Below are 20,158 nucleotides of genomic sequence, written 5' to 3' on the forward strand. Positions count from 1 at the left end.
AAGATCAAAAGCAAAAGCGCGGCGGCCTGGTAGCCGACCGGCTTCTGGAAGCTGGTCTCGGTCCAAATGTGGGAGCGGGCTTGCTCGCGAAGGCGGTGCGTCAGCAATTACATCTCTAACTGATCCACCGCTTTCGCGAGCAAGCCCGCTCCCACAATTTAGATCTCCTAAATCAGGCAGATATCAAACGGCTCTGGCTCTGTTTTTGATTTTGATCTTAGGCGCCCCCCAAATCACTGTCGGATTACGGGCACACCGAGCCTAAGCGAGGTGCCGGGTGTTGGGGCAAGAGCCTTTTGCTTACTTTTGGGCTTTTCAAAAGTGAGCCGCCGTAAGGGCGGAACCATAAGCGGCCGTTACCCAAATAACGGATATGTACACGATCAAAGGTCACCCATGGAAAAGTCAACCTTAAGCAAACTAGGAATGCTCGCCACACTGGCCATCGCCATAGGCCTGATCATCTACACGATCCAAGCTCCCGCCGACGCCCCCCAATACCTGACCGCCACCGCCGAACGCGGTGACATCGAAAACGCCGTCCTCGCCACAGGCCTGCTCGAAGGCATCAAACAGGTCGACGTGGGCGCCCAAGTCTCCGGCCAATTGAAATCCCTCAAGGTCAAGGTCGGTGACAAGGTCAAGAAGGGCCAGTGGCTCGCCGAAATCGACCCGCTGATCCTGCAAAACACCCTGCGCAAAGCCCAGGTCGACGAAGAAAACCTCCAGGCCCAACGCCGCGCCACAGCGGCCCAACTCAAGCAAGCCAAGTCAGTGTACGAACGCTACAAGGGCCTGCAGGATGACGAATCAGTGTCGCGCCAGGATTTCGAAGACGCCGAGTCCACCTTCCAAGTGCAACAAGCCAACCTCTTGTCCCTGGACGCCCAGATCAAAAGCGCCCATATCCAGATCGACACCGCTAAGGTCAACCTGGCCTACACCCGCATCGTCGCGCCCATCGACGGCGATGTGGTAGGCATCGTCACCCAGGAAGGCCAGACCGTGATCGCCAATCAACTGGCGCCCGTGCTGCTCAAGCTGGCGGACCTGGACACCATGACCGTCAAGGCCCAGGTCTCCGAGGCCGATGTGATTCATATCAGCCCCGGCCAGCAGGTCTACTTCACCATCCTCGGCGAGGCCGACAAACGCTACTACGCCAAGCTGCGCGGCACCGAACCGGCACCGCAAAACTTTCTCGAAACCCAGACCGCCGGCACGCCCAAGCAGAACACGGCGGTGTTCTACAACGCGCTGTTCGATGTGCCCAACCCCGATCACCGCCTGCGCATCGCCATGACCGCCCAGGTGCGTATCGTGCTCGACACGGCCCAGGCTGCGTTGATGGTGCCAGTGGCGGCGCTGGGTGCACGCAACAACGACGGCAGCTACTCGCTGCGGGTGCTGGATGCCAAGGGCAAGGCGGTGTCGCGGGCGGTGAAGACCGGGATCAACAACAACGTCAAGGTGCAGATCCTCGACGGCCTGGCCGAAGGCGACAAGGTGGTGATCGGCGACGCCACGCCAGCCGTGGCGGGGAATTGACGCATGACCCAGCCACTGTTGGAACTCAAGGGCATCACCCGTAGCTTCATGGCCGGCGAGCGTGAATTCATCGCGCTCAAGGGCATCGACCTGACAATTCATGCCGGGGAAATGGTCGCGATCATTGGCGCCTCGGGGTCCGGTAAATCGACCCTGATGAACATCCTCGGCGGCCTGGATTACGCCAGCGCCGGCAGCTATAAAATCAACGGCATCGAAACCCGTTCATTGGGTGATGAGCAGTTGGCGGAACTGCGCCGCGATTACTTCGGGTTCATCTTCCAGCGCTACCATTTGCTGGCGCACTTGAGCGCCTTGCACAACGTGGAAATGCCGGCGATTTATGCCGGCACACCGGAAACCGCGCGTCACAGCCGGGCGCGGGAGTTGCTTGCGCGCCTGGGTCTGGCGGGTCACACCACCCACCGTCCCAGCCAGCTCTCGGGGGGGCAGCAGCAACGGGTGAGTATCGCCCGCGCGTTGATGAACGGCGGCGAAGTGATCCTCGCCGACGAACCTACCGGCGCCCTCGACACCCACAGCGGCAAGGAGGTAATGCGCATCCTCGCCGAGCTGCACGCGGCCGGGCACACGGTGATTATTGTCACCCACGACCCCAAGGTCGCGGCGAATGCCCAGCGCATTGTCGAGGTCAGTGATGGCGAGATTGTCAGCGACAAGGCCAACGACAGTGTCGGCCTGGAACTGCCCAGCGAAACCCCGATAGAGCCCAAGCGCAGTGGCGCCCGGCGCCTGGTGGCAAGCCTGGGGTTGTTCAAGGAGGCCTTCAACATGGCCTGGGTTGCGCTGGTGTCCCATCGCATGCGCACATTGCTGACCATGCTCGGTATCGTCATCGGTATCACCTCGGTGGTGTCGATCTCGGCCATCGGTGAAGGCGCCAAGCGCTATGTGCTCAAGGACATCCAGGCGATCGGCAGCAACACCATCGATATCTTTTCCGGCACCAGTTTTGGCGACAGCCGTGCTTCGGCCATCGAGACGTTGATGCCGTCGGATGTGGACGCGTTGAACCAGCTGTATTACGTCGACAGCGCCACGCCGGTGGTGGGCCGCAACCTGTTGCTGCGTTTTGGCAATATCGACCTGGACGCCCAGGTAAATGGCGTGAGCGAGCGCTATTTCAAGGTCAAGGGCCTCAAGCTCGAAGCCGGTATCGCCTTCAGCGAAAGCGACGCACGGCGCCAGGCCCAGGTAGTGGTGATCGACCACAACACCCGGCACCGCTTGTTCGGCCCAAACGTCGACCCGCTGGGCCAGGTGATCCTGGTGGGCAACCTGCCGTGCACGGTGATCGGGGTGACTGCCGACAACAAGAATATGTTCGCCGCCAGCAAGGCGTTGAACGTATGGGTGCCCTATGAGACGGCGGCGGGGCGTTTGCTTGGGCAGCGCCACCTGGACAGCATCACCGTGCGCATCAAGGACGGCCAGCCGAGCAAGGTGGTGGAAGACAACGTCAACAAGCTGATGCTGCAACGCCACGGTACCAAGGACTTCTTCACCAACAACCTCGACAGCATCATGCAGACCGTGCAGAAAACCAGCCGCTCCCTGGCGCTGTTGCTGTCGTTGATCGCCGTGATTTCGCTGCTGGTGGGCGGTATCGGGGTGATGAATATCATGTTGGTGTCTGTCACCGAGCGTACCCGCGAGATCGGCATTCGCATGGCGGTCGGCGCGCGCCAGTCGGACATTCGCCAGCAGTTCCTGGTGGAAGCAGTGATGGTGTGCCTGATCGGCGGGCTGATCGGGATCTCGCTGTCCTATGCCCTGGGCTTTCTGTTTTCGTTGTTCGTGAAGGAATGGGAAATGGTGTTTTCCCTGGGCTCGATCATCACGGCGTTTGCCTGTTCGACGTTGATCGGCATTGTGTTTGGCTTTGTGCCGGCCAGGAATGCGGCGCGGCTGGACCCGATCGAGGCGCTTGCCAGAGATTGAGGTTTGTCAGCCAATAGAGATTAAATGTGGGAGCGGGCTTGCTCGCGAATGCGGTAGTTCAGCCAATGAATCCGTTGACTGACACACTGCATTCGCGAGCAAGCCCGCTCCCACATTTTGAACAGGTATGTCTTAAAAGCCTGTGTTGTCCTCAGTGGCATACATCCATCGCAACAACGAATGCCGCCCGCTGATCCCCAGTTTGATCGACGCGCGCTTCAGGTAGCTCTCGATGGTGTTGACCTTCAAGGCCAACTGCTCCGCCAACTCCGGCGCGGTCCGCCCGGCGAGCAGGCCCACGCACACCTCAAGCTCACGGTTGGAGAGGGTCAACCCCGACTGTACCAACCGTTCTTCGATGCGCCTGCGCAGGGTTTCGAGGCCCTGGTTTTCCGGCACCACCGCGTCGCTGTCCTGACGGCACGGTTGGATCGCGGCGATGTGCTTTTCGACCATGGGCAACAGCAAGGTGGAGAAGTCCTGCAGCATGCTGCGTTCCTGCGGCGAAAAACTCTCGGACTGGTGTGTGCGGTACACCGACAGCACATAGCGCACGTCATCCCGGCGCCGGGTGAGGTGCAGTTCTGCTGCGGGTTGTTCTTCGTCGAGGGTCGCGACCGAGTCGGTATAGATCGGGCTGATCTTGCGACGAGTGTGCCCGTCGGCGCTGATCTGCAATTGCGTGATATGGGTGGCATCCACGGCCAGTTGAGTGAGGATGAGGTCATGCAGCATGCGTGGAAAATGGCGGCTGCCGGTGCTGGCGATGACCTTGCCAATATGAGGGAACAACTGTGCGTTCATCAATTCGTCCATGAGGCGTGCAGGTATTCGGCTTCATAGCGGCGGGGATTAAAAGTGCAAGCCAATGCGAATAACCTAGCGTAATAGTCCTTCCCGCCGGAACCTATGCTAGTACAGCCTGGCGGCGGGAAGGGGATCCAATCCGAAAAAATCAGATTAAAAGCTCACAAGCTTAGAAGGACACGTCAGGGTACGGCTGCACTTGGCCAGCGCCTGCTGCACATCCGCCAGCAGGTCGGCGATATCTTCCAGGCCCACCGACAAGCGCACCAACCCTTCGCTGATGCCGTGTGCCGCCCGTTGCTCCGGGGTGTAGGTGGAATGGGTCATGCTCGCCGGGTGTTGGGCGAGTGACTCGGCATCGCCCAGGCTGACGGCGCGGGTGAACAGCTTGAGGGCATTCATGAAGCGCCGGCCGGTGTCGATTCCGCCTTTGAGTTCAAACGCGATCATGCCCCCAGGCAATTTCATTTGCCGCGTCGCCAGTTCGTATTGAGGGAACGAGCGTAGCCCGGGGTACGTCACCCACTCCACGGCCGGGTGCGCCTGCAAGGCTTCGGCCACCGCCTGGGCATTGCTGCAATGGCGGTCCATGCGCAGGGCCAGGGTCTTGAGACCACGCATCAACAGCGAGGCGTCCTGGGGCGACATCACCGCGCCGGTCAAGTCCTTGAGGCCTTGCAGGCGAATCCGCTGGGCCAGGGCCTGGCTGCTCACGGCGATGCCGGCCGTGATATCGCCGTGGCCGCTGAGGTATTTGGTGGCCGAATGCACCACCACGTCGGCACCCAGGTCCAGCGGGCGTTGCAGGTAGGGTGTGCAGTAGGTGTTGTCGACCACCACGGTGACATTCGGCTGTTGGTGGGCGAGGGCGGCCACGGCGGCGATGTCCACCAGCTGCAGGGTGGGGTTGGCCGGGGTCTCGCAATAGATCATGCGGGTGGCGGGGCTGAGCGCGGCTTGCAGGGCCGCCAGGTCCGTGAGGTCGACATGCCGCACCTTGATGCCGAATTCACCGATGCCATGGTGCAGCAGGGCGAAGGTGCACCCGTACAGCGTCTGGCTGACGATCACTTCATCGCCGGGGCGCAGCAGGGTCCAGAACGTCGCGGCGATCGCGCCCATGCCAGAACTGAACGCCACTGCGGCCTCACCGTTTTCCAGGGTCGCCATGCGCGATTCCAGCAGCGCCAGCGTCGGGTTGGAGATCCGTGTGTAGAAGTGCCCGTCGGCTTCGCCGGCAAAGCATGCGGCGCCGTATTCGGCGGTGGGGAACGCAAAGGTGGCAGATAGGTAGATCGGCGGAACGAGCGCGCCGTGGTGGTCCTTGGGGTCGTAGCCGTGGTGGATGGCGCGGGTGGAAAAGCCGAATGTGTTGTGTTTATTGTTCATGTCGGACGCTCCTTATTTCCTACAATGCTATGCTCATAACCAGAGATGAACTTTGCAATGTTTGCTGCTAATTCCTGCGTCCTGGGATGAAAAACCTCGAAAAATAACAATCAGAGGCACGTTATGCCCGTCAGTCTCGACCGTACCGATAAAGCACTTTTAAACGCGTTGCAGGGCAATGCCCGGCTCACCGTGGCCGAGTTGGCCGACCGCGTTTCCCTGACCACCTCGCCGTGTTGGCGGCGGGTGCGCAACCTGGAAGAGAGTGGGGTGATCAGTGGGTATCAGGCGATCCTCTCGCCCAAGGCGTTGGGGTATGGGGTGACGGCGTTTGTCAGCATCATGATGGAGAGTCATACCCAAGAAATTGCCCGGGCGTTTGAGCGGCGGTTGTTGGAGATTCCGGAGATTGTGGCGTGTCATAACGTGTCGGGGCGGTATGATTTTTTGTTGGAAGTGGTGGCTAGGGATTTGGAGTCGTTTGGGGAGTTTGCGCGGGAGGTGTTGCAGACGTTGCCTTGCGTTAAGGAGATTTATTCGAGTTTTTCTTATAAGTCGGTGAGGGCTTTGAGGGTGATTCCGTTGCCGGGGTGATGGGGGGTGTGTTGTGTTGTGTACATATCCGTTGCTTCGGTAACGGCTACCTATGGTTCCGCTCTTACAGCGGGTCACTTTTGGAAGGACCCAAAAGTAACCAAAAGGTCCTCGCCCCAACACTCGGCACCTCGCTTAGGCTCGGTGTGCCCTCACTCCGGCTTGAATCCGTGGGCCGCCGCCACGCGCCATCCATGGCGCGGGGCGGCTAACCCGGCGTCCTGCCGGGTTACCCACGGATTCAAGCCTGCGTTCGGCCAGCGTGTTTGACGGGGCGCCTAAGATCAAGAGCGACTCGCTTCGCATCGTGGATACGCGGTCCATTGTAGGAGCCGGCTTGCCGGCGAAAAACGTGAGAGCGCCGCGTTTTGCTTGGTTCCCCCGCGTCATCGTTAACGACCATCGCCGGCAAGCCGGCTCCTACAGGACCGCGTTTGCTTTTGCCTTTGCTTCACACCACTCAAGCCGGCTGTCAGGCCGCTGTGCTTTTGCTTTTGATTTTGATCTTAGGCGCCCCGTTAAACACGCTGGCCGGAATTCGACAGGGATTTGGGGGGTAAACCGGCAGGGATGCCGGTTTAGCCGCCCCGCGCCATGGATGGCGCGTGGCGGCGGCCCCCAAATACCTGTCGGATTACGGGCACACCGAGCCTAAGCGAGGTGCCGAGTGTTGGGGCAAGAGCCCTTTGGTTACTTTGGGGCTTTTCCAAAGTGACCCGCCGTAAGGGCGGAACCATAGGTAGCCGTTACCCAAATAACGGATATGTACTCAACAAAACACGCCCCCCCGATACAGCACGTACATCCAATTTTCCCCACCCCATCCCCCCGCAAACTCCCTCATCGCTGAATCTTCAAGGCAGAGGGACACCCCATGGACCCAGCAACAAAACCCGGCCCCGACGAAGTCGTCACTCTGGTGGTCAAGCACCTCATCAAACCCGGCCTGGAGGCCGACTACGAAGCCTGGCTGCGCCGCATCGTACGCATCGCCGGCGCGCGCCCTGGCCACCTCGGTGTCGACGTAGTGCGCGGCAAACAAGGCAACCTGGCGCTGTTCACCTGTGTGTTGCGCTACCGCTCCACCGATGACCTGGAAACCTGGCTCGACTCCCCCGAGCGCAAAACCCTGATTGCCGAAGCCACCCCGATGCTCGCCGAGGGCGACAACACCGAAATCGGCGCGGTCAACGAATTCTGGTTCAACCCCGAAACCCCAAACGCCGCCAAGCCACCGCGCTGGAAGCAGGCGGTCGTCACCCTGTGCGTGATCCTGCCGCTGACCCTGCTGGTGCCCATCGTGTGGGGCCCGGTGCTGCGCCTGCACCCGTTTCTCTCCAACTACGTGGTCGCCACGTTCCTGGTGACCCTGACCATCGTCCTACTGGTGGTCTACCTGTTGATGCCGGCGGCCACCCGCCTGTTCGCTCCCTGGCTTGAAGCCTCTGTAAAGGAAACCCTATGAACGCCGATCTGATTTTGTTCAATGGCCAGTTCCACACCGTGGACCGTGAAAACCCGCGTGCCACCGCTGTCGCGATCCGCGAGGGGCGCTTTGTCGCCGTGGGCACCGACGGTGAAGCCATGGCCCTGCGTGGCAGTGGCACCCAGGTCATCGACCTCAAGGGCCGCACCGTCATCCCCGGCCTCAATGACTCCCACCTGCACCTGATCCGTGGTGGGTTGAACTACAACCTCGAACTGCGTTGGGAAGGTGTGCCGTCCCTGGCCGATGCCCTGCGCATGCTCAAGGACCAGGCCGACCGCACGCCCACCCCGCAATGGGTACGCGTGGTGGGTGGCTGGAACGAATTCCAGTTCGCCGAAAAACGCATGCCGACCCTGGAAGAGTTAAACCAGGCCGCGCCCGATACGCCAGTGTTCGTATTGCACCTGTACGACCGCGCCTTGCTCAACCGTGCCGCCCTGCGCGTGGCCGGCTACACCAAGGACACGCCGAACCCGCCGGGCGGCGAGATCGTGCGCGACAGCAACGGCAACCCCACCGGCATGCTGGTGGCGCGCCCGAATGCGATGATCCTGTATTCGACCCTGGCCAAGGGCCCGAAACTGCCGCTGGAATACCAGGTCAACTCGACCCGCCAGTTCATGCGCGAACTCAATCGCCTGGGGCTCACCAGCGCCATCGACGCCGGCGGCGGTTTCCAGAACTACCCCGATGACTACGCGGTGATCGAGCAACTGGCCAAGGACGAACAGTTGACGGTGCGCATCGCCTACAACCTGTTCACCCAGAAGCCCAAGGAAGAACTCAGCGATTTCAAGAACTGGACTGGCAGCGTCACCCTGCACCAGGGCGATGACTACCTGCGCCACAACGGCGCCGGCGAGATGCTGGTGTTCTCGGCGGCGGACTTCGAGGACTTCCCCGAGCCACGCCCGGACCTGCCGCTGACCATGGAGCAGGAACTGGAGCCGGTGGTGCGCCACCTGGTGGAGCAGCGTTGGCCGTTCCGCCTGCACGCCACGTATGACGAGTCCATCTCGCGCATGCTCGACGTGTTCGAGAAGGTCAACCGCGACATTCCGTTCAATGGCCTGCCATGGTTCTTCGACCACGCCGAAACCATCACCCCAAAAAACATCGAGCGTGTACGCGCCCTCGGCGGTGGTATCGCGATCCAGGACCGCATGGCGTTCCAGGGCGAATACTTCGTCGAGCGTTACGGCGCCAAGGCCGCCGAGGCCACGCCGCCGATCAAGCGCATGCTTGCCGAAGGCGTGCCGGTCGGGGCGGGCACCGATGCGACCCGCGTGTCCAGCTACAACCCATGGACTTCGCTGTACTGGATGGTCAGTGGCCGTACCGTCGGCGGCCTGGAGCTGCATGCCGAAGGCTTGCCGCGCCTTACCGCGCTGGAATTGTTTACCCATGGCAGCGCCTGGTTCTCATCCGAACAGGGCAAGAAAGGCCAGATCAAGGTCGGGCAGTTGGCGGACGTGGCGGCCCTGTCGGCAGACTTCTTCAGCGTCGATGAAGAAGCGATCAAGTGGATTGAATCGGTACTGACTGTGGTCGGCGGCAAGGTGGTCTACGGTGCCGGCGATTTCGAAGATTACGCGCCTCCCCGCGTCCCGGTGCTGCCGGACTGGTCGCCAGTGGTCAAGGTGCCAGGGCACTGGCGCCCAAGTTCGCCGTTGCAGGCGCAGGTTCACCAATGCAGTGGCCCCTGCGGCGTGCATTCCCACAGCCATGAAAAGGCGCGTCTTTCCAGCGTGCCAGTCAGCGACTTCCAGGGTTTCTGGGGTGCGTTTGGCTGCTCGTGCTTTGCCTTCTAATCAAACCCCAAAGGAGTTACCCCATGCCTTACTCGCGCTTGAACAAAGATGACGCCGTTGTCCTGTTGGTCGATCACCAGACCGGCCTGATTTCGCTGGTCCAGGACTTCTCCCCGAACGAATTCAAGAACAACGTGTTGGCCCTGGCTGACGTCGCCAAGTTCTTCAACCTGCCGACCATCCTCACCACCAGTTTTGAAAGCGGCCCTAACGGCCCACTGGTGCCCGAGCTGAAAGAACTGTTCCCGGACGCGCCATACATCCCGCGTCCTGGCCAGATCAACGCCTGGGACAACGAGGATTTCGTCAAGGCGGTCAAGGCCACCGGCCGCAAGCAGATCATCATTGCCGGCGTGGTGACGGATGTGTGCGTTGCGTTCCCGACCCTGTGCGCCCTCGATGAAGGCTTCGAAGTGTTCGTGGTCACCGACGCCTCCGGCACCTTCAACGAAACCGTGCAACAGGCCGCCTGGGCGCGCATGACAGCGGCCGGTGCCCAACTGGTGAACTGGTTCTCCGTGGCCTGCGAGCTGCAAGTAGACTGGCGCAACGACATGGAAGGCCTGGCCAACCTGCTGTCGCCACGCATCCCCAACTACCGCAACCTGATGAACAGCTACTCGGCCTTCACCGCCAAGTAAGCTGCGCCACAGAACACCGCTGAACCCTGTGGGAGCCGGGCTTGCCCGCGATGGCGGTGTGTCAGTTGACAGCAATGTTGGCTGACACACCGCCATCGCAGGCAAGCCAGCTCCCACATTTGATTTGTGGTGTAGCGACATACCCGTTATAAAAACCGCAAATGTCCACCGAGAAGCGACAATGAACCCCTTCGAAGACATGCGCCTGTTCTGCCAGGTCATGGAGTCCGGCAGCTTCACCGCCGCCGCTGAACAGCTGGGCCTGTCCAAGCAGTTCGTCAGCCGCCGCCTGATCCAACTGGAAGAGCGCCTGGGCGTGCGCCTGCTCAACCGTTCCACGCGCCGTCTGGATGTCACGCCTCTCGGTCAGAGTTACTACGAATCCGCCTTGCGCCTGCTCAGTGAAGTCGAGCAAGTGGAGCAGGGCATCGCCGGGCAGAACAGCGAACCCCGTGGCACCATTCGCCTGAGTGCGCCGTTGTCGTTTGCCATGGCTCACCTGGGTTGCCTGTTGCCGCTGTTCTTGCAGCGCCATCCCCAGGTGGCGGTGGAGGTCGATTTGAGCGACCGCCCCGTGGACCTGATCGGCGAAGGTTATGACCTGGTGCTGCGCATCGGCACCCTGGAAGATTCCACCCTGATTGCCCGCCGTATCGCCAGCATTCCCCGGGTGTACTGCGCCAGCCCCGATTACCTGGCCCTGCGCGGTACGCCGCAAAAACCCGATGACCTTGCCGCGCACGATTGCCTGCCCTACGGCCATGGCCGCCAGGTGCAATGGCGCTTCAAGGGTAAGTTGCAGGCGCTGAACGTCAGCGGACGCATGCGCGTGAACAACGGCGACCTGCTGCGCGACACCGCCATCGCCGGCCTGGGCGTGACCTACCTGCCGACCTTTATCGTCGGCGAAGCGCTGAAGGACGGCCGCCTGGTTACGGTCCTCGACGAATTCGCCCCCGAGGCCCTGACGCTCTCGGCGGTGTACCCGCAACACCGGCAAAGCTCGCGGCCGGTGCAGGCGCTGGTGGAGTTCCTGCGCGAACGCCTGGCTAGCGGCTGTTGAACAGCTGGCGGATCAGGTTGGGGGTGCTGCCGGTCCAGCGTTTGAACGAGCGTCGAAAGTTCGCCGCATCGTTGAAGTTCAGGTACGCCGCCACCTCATCATTGCTGTAGCCCTTGACCTGGTACAGGTGCAGCGCCACCTGCTTGCGCACACGGTCCACCTGTTGTTGGAACCCGGTGTCGTGCTTGTGCAACTTGCGCTTGAGCGTCGCCGGGCTCATGGCGAAGGCGTGCGCGGCCTGTTCCAGGCTTGGGGGTTGGCGCACCTGCTCGCGCAGGTAGTCATAGAGGCAGTCGAGAAAGCTGCCAGCGAAACCCAGTTGGTCGATCTGCTCGCGGGCCTGCTGGCGCGCGACCTGGCCGGCGGTGGCCGAGGCGCCTGGCCAGGTACGCGTCAGGTATTCACGCGGGAGGCTCATCATGTCCAGCGGTCGATCGAAACGGGTGCCTTCGCCCAAGTGCACCCAATACTGCTCGACATACCGCGGTTCGGCGTGGCTGAAACTGCACACCCACGGCAGGCGTTCGCCGCTCAGCCATTGGCTCATGGCAACCAGCGAGGTCATGCTGGCTTCCAGCAAGAAGCGCCAGTGCTCGCCGGCGCCGCAACTGTCCAGCCAGTACAGGTAGGCGTGGTGCTCATCCAACTCCAGTTGCAGGGTGACCAACGGGCTCAGCAGCACCTGTTGCTGGATCAGGATCTCCAAGGCCTGGTGCAGGTTCTGCGCATGGCCCAGGGCATGGCTGGCCGCGCCGTAATAGCCTGGCAACAGCCGCTGGCCGAACAGGAAGCTGCTGTCATCGGCATCGAGCCACTTGCGGCTGTTGCCGATCAACCCGAAAAACTGCTGCGGGCTCAACCGCGCAGTGCCGGCGAGGATGTCTTCATGAAACAACCCGGTGCCACGAAGCAGGCGATGGCTGTCGATGTCCCGGGACAAGGCCAGGTCGATCAGCGTGGCGGGCTGGTAGTGCCCGGGGATGAAGCGGCTGTCGGCTTCGTACCAGCTTGTTTTAACCGACATGTCAGGCACTTTTCGCCAAGGGTTGCTTGGCCCTGGCCAGGGCCAGGTTGAGGCGCTTGAGCAAGTCGTGGGGTGGCTCGTTCAGGGCCATGACCACGGCAGTGGTCGCCGCCAGTTGCAGGCGCTCACCGTGCAGCCGGGTTTTGTGCGCCAGGCCGCGTACCGCCTGTTGCAACTCCAGTGCGAGTTCCTTGGCCTGGCGCTCGCCGGTGTTGGGCAACAGCACCACAAAACGGTCACCGGCCAGGCGACACAGCAGGTCCTGGCGGCGCAGGTTGAGCAGCAGCAAATGGCTGAGGGCCTGCAACACCGCGTCGCCCTCGGCATGCCCGTAGGCCTGGTTGATGGCCGCGAAGTTGTCCAGGTCCAGGGCCAGCAGCGACAGCGGTTGCTGCTGGTCGTGGCTGTCTTGCAGGCTGTCGGCCAACTGGCGCTTGAGGTAGTCGGCGCCGGCCAGGGGCGTGAGTTTGTCGAACAGCCGATGCTCGCGGAACGACCGCTCGCGTTTTTCCATCTGCGCGCTGATCGCCAGTTGTTCGCGGTGCCAGTGGTAGATACCGATGGTCAGAAGGATCATGCCCACCGGCATCGGCCCCGACTCCAGCCAGTGGTCCCAGGTGATGCTGTCGGGCAGGCGGATGAACTCATCGAGGCTATCGATCCACCAGGAGAAAAAGATGCACGACAGGCCCAGCGCCAGGTAGTTGGTGACGCGCCCGGCGGGGCGGCTTTTCAGCACCAGGCCCAGCCAGACCAGGGCGAGCAGGGCAGAGCCGCCTTCGCCGAAGATGTCCAGCCACACCCATTCGCTGACGCTTTTCAACTCGCCGCAGGCCAGGTGCAGGATCAGCCCGAGGTTGGCGGCGATCAGCAACAGGGAGAGTTTCCAGCGATGTGGCTTGAGCACGGAAAACATGGCCGCGAGTCCTTGGGCAAATAAGCGATGGGCGCCAGCACAGCAGATGGATGTGACGGTTGCGTGACGGTGGGGAGGGGTCGAATCAGCTCATGCCATACACACAATCTCCTGCCAAACACAAAACAAATGTGGGAGCGGGCTTGCTCGCGAATACGGTGGATCAGCCACACATGTGCTAGCTGCAATACCGCATTCGCGAGCAAGCCCGCTCCCACATTTTGATCGAGGTCATTTCAGCTCATTTGCTTGCCGGAACAAACTAAAAACCGCGGTTTACGTGGTTTTGCGCCAACCCCTGTCACAGAACCGTCATCCCTCACCCCTAGCGTGCCCTCCCAGTTGCCGGGCCTCTTGCCTGGCGCCAACGGATTCTTGGGGAGGATTGCATGTACAAGCGCACCGGGCTCGTCAGCTTCACGCTTACTGCCTTGGCCCTGGCGATTGCCAGCGAGCGACTCAACGCGGCCGAAGTGGCCAATACCGAGCACGTCGAAGTGGTCGGCCAGGCCGCGGCCATCGATCAGGCGTTGAAGGAGCAGCGGTCGTCCGACAGCATCAAGAGCGTGGTGCATGCCGACGGTGTCGCCCAGTTGCCGGATGAAAACGTCGCCGAAGCGGTGCAGCGCCTGCCGGGCATCAGTGTGGAACGCGACCAGGGGGAAGGGCGCTTCGTCAGCGTGCGTGGCCTGGGGCCGGACCTCAACAGCGTGACCATCAACGGCACCCTGGTGCCGGCCCCGGAGAGCGCGCGGCGCGCCGTGGCGCTGGATGTGCTGCCCTCGGAGCTGGTGCAGTCGCTCTCCGTGATCAAGACCCTCACCCCGGACATGGACGCCAACTCCCTTGGCGGCACGGTCGATGTGCAAAGCCTGTCGGCCTTCGACCACAAGGGGCTGTTCTACACCGGCAGCACCGAAGCCAGCTACGACAAGAACACCCGCCAGACCAGCCCGAAATTCTCCGGCGCTGCCAGTAACCGTTTCAGCCTCGGCGATGGCATCGACAACTTCGGCGTGGCAGCGGCGCTGAGCTGGCAGAAGCGTGACTTCGGCTCGGACAACGTCGAGACCGGTGGCGCCTGGGACTTCACCGACGGCGCCAAGCTCAACGAATTCGAACAGCGCGACTACGACATCAGCCGCGAACGTGCCGGCGGCGGCCTGAACTTCGACTACAAGCCGGATGACCTCAGCAGCTACTACCTGCGCACCCTCTACAGCCGCTACAAAGACACCGAAACCCGCAACGCCGCCAGCCTCGAATTTGCCGACCCACAGGCCGCCGGCGAGCTGGGCGATGCCGAAGCCAAGCGCAAGCTGAAAAACCGTGAAGAAACCCAGGAGATCCAATCCTACGTGTTCGGTGGCGAACGCATGCTCGGCCTGTGGACCCTGAGCGGCCAGGCCGGCTACAGCCAATCCAGCGAAGACAGCCCGGCGCACATCGCCGGCGCGACCTTCGACGGTGGCGACTTTGCCAACAGCGGCTTTTATGACAAAAACAAGCCACGCCCGATCATCGGCAGCGGCTTCTACGACGCGCGCAATTTTACCCTCGACAAAGTTGACTGGGAAAAACAGAACACCCAGGACACCGAGAAAAACCTGCGCCTGGACCTGGCCCGCGACTACGACCTGAGCGGCTATGCCTCCCAAGTGAAGTTCGGCGGCAAGGTCAGCCGCCGCAATAAGGACAACGACCTGGAAGCCTGGGTCTACAAAGACTTCGACACCCTTGGCTTCAGCGACGACCAGCTCAACCTCACCCAATTCCAGAAGGGCAGCGTCGACTATCGCCTCGGCAACTACGGCCCCGGTATCAGCCCCAGCGCCATCAAGCAGTTGATCGGCAGCCTCAACCCGGCGGACTTCTATGACGAGACCGAATCCCGGGTCAACGATTTCACCATTCGTGAAGACATCAACGCCGGCTACCTGATGAACACCATCGATATCGATGACTGGCGCTTTATCGCCGGCCTGCGTTACGAAGGCACCGAGTTTGAAGCCAAGGGCACTGGCGCCACCGATGGCGTGTTCACGCCGACCGACACCAAGCGCCGCTATCACCACTGGCTCCCGGGCCTGCATGCGCGCTACCAGATCGACAAGAACACCCAGGTGCGCGCGGCCTGGACCAAGTCCGTGGTGCGCCCGACCTTTGGCCAATTGGCACCGGGTTTCGTGATCGACGATGACGAGGCCACCTTCGGCAACCCGGACCTCAAGCCCCTGGAGTCGAGCAACCTGGACCTGGGCATCGAGCACTTCATGGGCCGCGCCGGCACCGTCTCGGCGTTCGTGTTCTACAAGGACATCAAGAACTTCGTCTACAACACCGACCTGGCGGGCACTGGCGCCTGGACCAATTTCGCCGAGGCGCATACCTACGCCAACGGCGACAGCGCCAAGCTCTACGGCCTGGAACTGGCCTACTCACAGAAGTTCGACTGGCTGCCGGCACCGTGGAACGGCCTGCTGATCGGTGCCAACACCACCTTCAGCCGCTCCAGCGCCGATATCGAAGGCTTCGACGGCACCAGCGGGACCAACCGCAAGCGCACTATCAGCCTGCCCAACCAGTCCGACACCGTCGGCAACCTGATGCTGGGCTGGGAAGACGACAAGCTCAGCCTGCGCCTGTCGGCCAACTACAAATCGGCCTACCTCTACGAGTTGGCCTCGATCAACGACAAAGCCCACGACCTGCACGTCGACGCGCAGACCTTCGTCGACTTCAGCGCGCGCTACTCGCTGACCAAGAACCTGCAAGTCAGCTTCGAAGCGCAGAACCTCACCGATGAGTCGTACTTCGTCTACACCGGCCACCGCAGCTACAACGGCCAGTACGAAGAGTACGGCCCCACCTACAAGCTGGGCCTGACCTTCACCCATTTCTAAGCACCAACCCCGATTTGAATGTGGGAGCTGGCTTGCCTGCGATGCAGACACCTCGTTGTTTCAGGCAGACCCCGTCGATGCCGTCGCAGGCAAGCCAGCTCCCACAGTAGATCTCCATCGTTTTTGAAGGATTTGTTTGTTCATGAGAATTTCCAAGTTGTATTTGCTGCTCGCTCTAGCAACCTGTGGTCAAGCCATGGCCGCCGACCTGGCGCTGGTCCCTTGGGCGCCAAACCTGAATGCCGAAGCGGTGGCCTTCCTACCTGGCGGCACCCAGCGCCTGGCCGCCAGTACCCGCGACGGCCTGCAACTGCTCGACAGCAAAGGCGCGGAACTGGCCCGCTTCAAAGGCAACTTCAGCAGCCTCGACACCCGTGCTGCCGGTGCCCAGACGCTCGTGGCCAGCCTCGACAACGACCGCCAACAGGCGCTGCTGATCAGCCTCGATGCGTCCACCAAGACCTTTGGCCAGCCCCTGTACTTGCCCACCCGCGACTACCCGGTGAACGGCCTGTGCCTGTATCGCGACGGGGCATCAAACCTGTTTGTGTTCCTGGTGGGCGAAGAGGGCAAGGGCGAGCAATGGCTGGTGGGTAACGGCGCGACCTTGCTGCGCGACCCTCAACGTGTACGCGGCTTGCCGCTGCCGCCGTCGGCGCAGTTCTGCCAGGTGGATGACGCCAGCCAACAACTGGTGGTGAATGAAGAAAACGTCGGCTGGTGGGCCTACCCGGCGCACCCTGAGGCGGACGTGAAACGCACCCCGGTGGCGCTGTTCGACAACCCCAAGCGCGAGGCTGGCGCCATGGCGCTGGTGCCGGGCGGGGTGGTGACGCTGGATCCTAAGAAGGCTCAACTGCATCTGTTTCAGCAAACCGGCGAGCGCTGGGTTGAACAGGGCAGCCTGACGCTGCCGGGCTTGAAAGAACCAGAGCAACTGAGCGTCAGCGGCCAGCACGTGCTGGTGCGGGATGACGACACCGGCAGGCTCTACCAGGGCAAACTTGACTGGAAAGCAACGCCTGTGGCCGCCGAGCCGGTAGTGCCGGAAGTCGCTGCGCTGCGCCAGACCGACCCGGTCGGTCGCCAGGGCGATGCGGCGGATGACCCGGCGATCTGGATTCACCCCACGCAGCCAGAAAAAAGCCGCGTGCTCGGGACCAACAAGAAGCAGGGCCTGCTGGCCTATGACCTCGACGGCAAGCTGTTGCAGGAACTGGCGGTCGGCCGCCTCAACAACGTCGACGTACGCCCCAACTTCAAGCTCGGCGCAACCACCGTCGACCTGGCTGTGGCGAGCAACCGCGATCACAACAGCCTGAGCCTGTTCAGCATCGACCGTCAGAGCGGTGAGCTGCGCGAGGCCGGTGAAGTGCCGACGCCGCTCAAGGACATCTACGGTATCTGCCTGTTCCAACCCGCCAGCGGCGAGATCTACGCGATCGCCAATGGCAAGGACGGCACCTTCCTGCAATACCGCCTGAGCGCACCGGACGGCCGTGTGCAGGGCGAGCTGGTACGCCAGTTCAAGGTCGACAGCCAACCCGAGGGCTGCGTGGCCGACGACCAGCGCCAGCGCCTGTTCATTGGCGAAGAAGACGTCGGCGTCTGGGCGGTGGATGCGCGTGCCGACCAACCGGCCACGCTCACCAGCGTGATCAAGGTCGGCCCGCAGTTGCATGCGGATGTCGAGGGCCTAGCGTTGTACCAGAGCGAAAAACGCGACTACCTGGTGATCTCCAGCCAGGGCAACGACAGCTACCTGGTCGTGGATGCAGAGCCACCCTTTGCTACCCACGGTGCCTTCCGCGTCGGCCTGAATGCCGCCGCCGGTATCGATGGGGCTTCGGAAACCGATGGCCTGGAAGTCACCGCCATCAACCTGGGCGGGCCCTGGAGCCAAGGCATGCTGGTGGTGCAGGACGGCCGCAAGCGCATGCCCGAGCAGACCCAGAATTTCAAGTTCGTGCCGTGGGCCGAGGTGACCCGCGCATTGAAATTGCCGTAGGCGTCATCACCCGGTCATCACTTTTTAATCGAATAGGAGCTTAACCATGCACGCGACGATGGAACATATGACGATCTGGGGTTTGATCAGCGACGCCAGCCTGTTGGTCAAGGCGGTAATGATCACGTTGCTGCTGGCGTCCTTGCTCAGTTGGTACCTGATCATCCAGCGCGGCAGTGTGCTGCGGCGCCTGGAGCGGCAGTTGAACGGCTTTGTGCAGCGCTTTCGTGCGGCGCCCGACTTGCAGCCGCTGTACCGCGACACCGTGCAGGCCGGCGAGGGTGGGATTGCACCGATCTTCATCGCCGGCGTGCAGGAATACCAGCACCTGCACGGCCATGGTCCGGCCGTGCTGGAGGGCGTGGAGCGTGCGTTGCAGGTGGCGATCACCGAGCAGGAAATCGAGCTGGAAAAAGGCCTGCAATTCCTTGCGACCGTGGGGTCGGTGAGCCCCTACATCGGCCTGTTCGGCACTGTGTGGGGGATCATGAATTCCTTTATCGGCCTGTCCCAGGTACAGCAGGCCACGCTGTCCACCGTGGCGCCGGGCATCGCCGAAGCATTGATCGCCACGGCCATCGGCCTGTTTGCCGCGATCCCGGCAGTGATCGCCTACAACCGCTTCGCCGCACGCGGACAAACCTTGCTCACCCGCTACTACGCCTTCGGCAACGAACTGCAAGTGCGCCTGCACCGCACCTTGCGCGGCACGCCGATCAACCTGGCCGTGGCCGCCTGAACAAGGAGCAAACCGATGTTGACCAGGCCGCAACGCAAGCACGGGCCCAAGGCCGAGATGAACGTGGTGCCCTACATCGACGTGATGCTGGTGCTGCTGGTGATCTTCATGGTCACCGCGCCGATGCTGACCCAAGGCGTAAAAATCGAGCTGCCCAAAGTCGCCGCCGAGGCACTGGCCACCGACACGCGCCAGCAAATCCTCACACTGTCGGTGAAGGCTGACGGCGGCTACTACTGGAACCTCGGCGGTGAACTCGACACCCGCAACCAGACTGACAGCGCCGTGACCCTGGATGAAATGGGCGCCAAGGTCATGCAGGTGGTTGCGGCGCGCCGTGACACCCAGGTGTATATCCGCGCTGACGACAACGCCGGCTACGGCCGGGTCGTGGCTGCCATGGCGGTGCTGCAAAAGGGTGGCGTGAGCAACCTGGGGTTGGTGACCGAGGCCCCGCAATGACGGCAATGATCATGCACAGTCCGCTGCTCGCAGTGGGGCCTGGGGAGCCTTCCGGGTTCTGGAGAAACAGCGTGGCGGCCAGCCTCGCGGTGGCGCTGCATGTAGGCGTGCTGGCGGTGTTGATGCTGGGTGGGTCGACAGATAAGCCGCAGGTGGAAACGCCGAGGGTGATGCATACCCAGTTGGTGATGGTGCCGCCGACGCCCGCTCCCGCTCCCGTGCCTGAGCCGGCGGCCGTCGCAGCGCCTGCGCCGGAGCCTGTGGTCGCTCCCGTGCCGGCGAAACCGGTGATCGATCCAAAGATCCAGGCACAAAAACTGGAAAAAGCCGCATTGGCGCGCAAGCGGGTCGAGGAAAAGAAGCTGGAGCAGCAACAGGAGCGCCTGGCCACTGAACAGCGCAACCGCGAGCTGGAGCAGCAGCGTCTGGCCCAGGAGCGCCTCGCCGCTGAACGTACGCGCCCTGCAGCACCGACCGCCGCGCCGGCCTTCGACAGCCGTCAGTACCAACCCTTGAGCAAAGAGGCGCCGGACTATCCGGAGCGTGCCCTGGACAAAAACATCGAAGGCGATTGTTCAGTGGAGTACACCGTCAACACCCAAGGGCGTGTAGAAAATCCCAAGGTGCTGGACGGCTGCCATCCACTGTTCATGCGGCCTTCACTGGCGGCGGCGAATACCTTCCGCTACCAGCCGAGGATCGTCGATGGAAAACCCGTGCCGGTGCCGGCCGTGCGCAATACGTTCCACTACCGCATCAAATGATTTCTCCCAGTCAACACAGGTCCCATGTGGGAGCGGCG

General features: G+C 62.1%; 16 protein-coding genes. 12 read left to right on the forward strand and 4 right to left on the reverse strand.

Translation table 11 applies throughout. The annotated features are described in order from the left end of the window. Positions 1-396 precede the first annotated feature (396 nt). Positions 397-1,548: a macrolide transporter subunit MacA gene (gene macA, locus KUA23_RS11675; RefSeq protein ID WP_099492444.1), complete on the forward strand. Its 1,152-nt coding sequence runs from the start codon at positions 397-399 to the stop codon at positions 1,546-1,548. Positions 1,549-1,551: 3 nt separating this feature from the next. Further along, positions 1,552-3,510, forward strand: a complete 1,959-nt coding sequence (locus KUA23_RS11680) for a MacB family efflux pump subunit (RefSeq protein ID WP_078047980.1) — start codon at positions 1,552-1,554, stop codon at positions 3,508-3,510. Positions 3,511-3,642: 132 nt separating this feature from the next. Here the strand turns inward: KUA23_RS11680 and KUA23_RS11685 are convergent, their stop codons facing one another. Both KUA23_RS11685 and KUA23_RS11690 read right to left on the reverse strand, forming a co-directional pair. Next, a complete protein-coding gene (locus KUA23_RS11685) occupies positions 3,643-4,314 on the reverse strand; it encodes a response regulator transcription factor (protein ID WP_099492504.1) in 672 nt (223 codons plus the stop codon). Between the two features lie 156 nt (positions 4,315-4,470). Beyond that, complete coding sequence (locus KUA23_RS11690; RefSeq protein ID WP_252993982.1) at positions 4,471-5,706, reverse strand: methionine gamma-lyase; 1,236 nt, start codon at positions 5,704-5,706, stop codon at positions 4,471-4,473. A gap of 123 nt (positions 5,707-5,829) precedes the next feature. Here KUA23_RS11690 and KUA23_RS11695 point away from each other — a divergent pair, with 123 nt between their 5' ends. The 5 genes from KUA23_RS11695 to KUA23_RS11715 all read left to right on the forward strand — a co-directional run bounded on the left by KUA23_RS11695 (position 5,830) and on the right by KUA23_RS11715 (position 11,304). Next, a complete protein-coding gene (locus KUA23_RS11695) occupies positions 5,830-6,300 on the forward strand; it encodes an Lrp/AsnC family transcriptional regulator (protein WP_078047982.1) in 471 nt (156 codons plus the stop codon). 874 nt (positions 6,301-7,174) lie between these two features. Further along, a complete protein-coding gene (locus tag KUA23_RS11700) occupies positions 7,175-7,765 on the forward strand; it encodes an antibiotic biosynthesis monooxygenase (RefSeq protein WP_078047984.1) in 591 nt (196 codons plus the stop codon). Further along, positions 7,762-9,600 (forward strand): amidohydrolase, encoded by a 1,839-nt coding sequence (locus KUA23_RS11705; RefSeq protein WP_252993983.1) that lies wholly within the window; start codon positions 7,762-7,764, stop codon positions 9,598-9,600. The genes KUA23_RS11700 and KUA23_RS11705 overlap by 4 nt, the downstream gene beginning before the upstream one ends. A gap of 23 nt (positions 9,601-9,623) precedes the next feature. After that, a complete protein-coding gene (gene ycaC / locus KUA23_RS11710; RefSeq protein ID WP_078047986.1) occupies positions 9,624-10,241 on the forward strand; it encodes an isochorismate family cysteine hydrolase YcaC in 618 nt (205 codons plus the stop codon). Positions 10,242-10,422: 181 nt separating this feature from the next. Next, a complete protein-coding gene (locus tag KUA23_RS11715) occupies positions 10,423-11,304 on the forward strand; it encodes a LysR family transcriptional regulator (RefSeq protein ID WP_078047987.1) in 882 nt (293 codons plus the stop codon). On the opposite strand, the gene KUA23_RS11720 is transcribed toward KUA23_RS11715, so the two are convergent. Both KUA23_RS11720 and KUA23_RS11725 read right to left on the reverse strand, forming a co-directional pair. Next, the gene (locus KUA23_RS11720; RefSeq protein WP_099493818.1) at positions 11,291-12,328 is read right to left on the reverse strand and encodes an AraC family transcriptional regulator; all 1,038 of its coding nucleotides are present in this window, start codon (positions 12,326-12,328) and stop codon (positions 11,291-11,293) included. The genes KUA23_RS11715 and KUA23_RS11720 overlap by 14 nt on opposite strands. Before the next feature lies 1 nt (position 12,329). Continuing rightward, positions 12,330-13,244, reverse strand: a complete 915-nt coding sequence (locus KUA23_RS11725) for a GGDEF domain-containing protein (protein ID WP_078047989.1) — start codon at positions 13,242-13,244, stop codon at positions 12,330-12,332. A gap of 389 nt (positions 13,245-13,633) precedes the next feature. Here KUA23_RS11725 and KUA23_RS11730 point away from each other — a divergent pair, with 389 nt between their 5' ends. The 5 genes from KUA23_RS11730 (at position 13,634) to KUA23_RS11750 (ending at position 20,120) form a co-directional block, all read left to right on the forward strand. Then, the gene (locus tag KUA23_RS11730; RefSeq protein ID WP_252993984.1) at positions 13,634-16,147 is read left to right on the forward strand and encodes a TonB-dependent receptor; all 2,514 of its coding nucleotides are present in this window, start codon (positions 13,634-13,636) and stop codon (positions 16,145-16,147) included. 142 nt (positions 16,148-16,289) lie between these two features. Continuing rightward, positions 16,290-18,155, forward strand: coding sequence for a phytase (locus KUA23_RS11735; protein WP_252993985.1), 1,866 nt, complete (start codon positions 16,290-16,292; stop codon positions 18,153-18,155). A 46-nt stretch (positions 18,156-18,201) separates the two neighbouring features. Then, the gene (gene tolQ / locus KUA23_RS11740; protein ID WP_252993986.1) at positions 18,202-18,894 is read left to right on the forward strand and encodes a protein TolQ; all 693 of its coding nucleotides are present in this window, start codon (positions 18,202-18,204) and stop codon (positions 18,892-18,894) included. Positions 18,895-18,909: 15 nt separating this feature from the next. Further along, complete coding sequence (gene tolR, locus KUA23_RS11745) at positions 18,910-19,356, forward strand: protein TolR (protein WP_252993987.1); 447 nt, start codon at positions 18,910-18,912, stop codon at positions 19,354-19,356. Next, a complete protein-coding gene (locus KUA23_RS11750) occupies positions 19,353-20,120 on the forward strand; it encodes an energy transducer TonB (protein WP_252993988.1) in 768 nt (255 codons plus the stop codon). Before tolR ends, KUA23_RS11750 begins: the two co-directional genes overlap by 4 nt. The last annotated feature ends 38 nt before the right edge of the window (positions 20,121-20,158 follow it).

It is taken from the genome of Pseudomonas pergaminensis, assembly GCF_024112395.2.
GTDB classification, from domain to species: domain Bacteria; phylum Pseudomonadota; class Gammaproteobacteria; order Pseudomonadales; family Pseudomonadaceae; genus Aquipseudomonas; species Aquipseudomonas pergaminensis.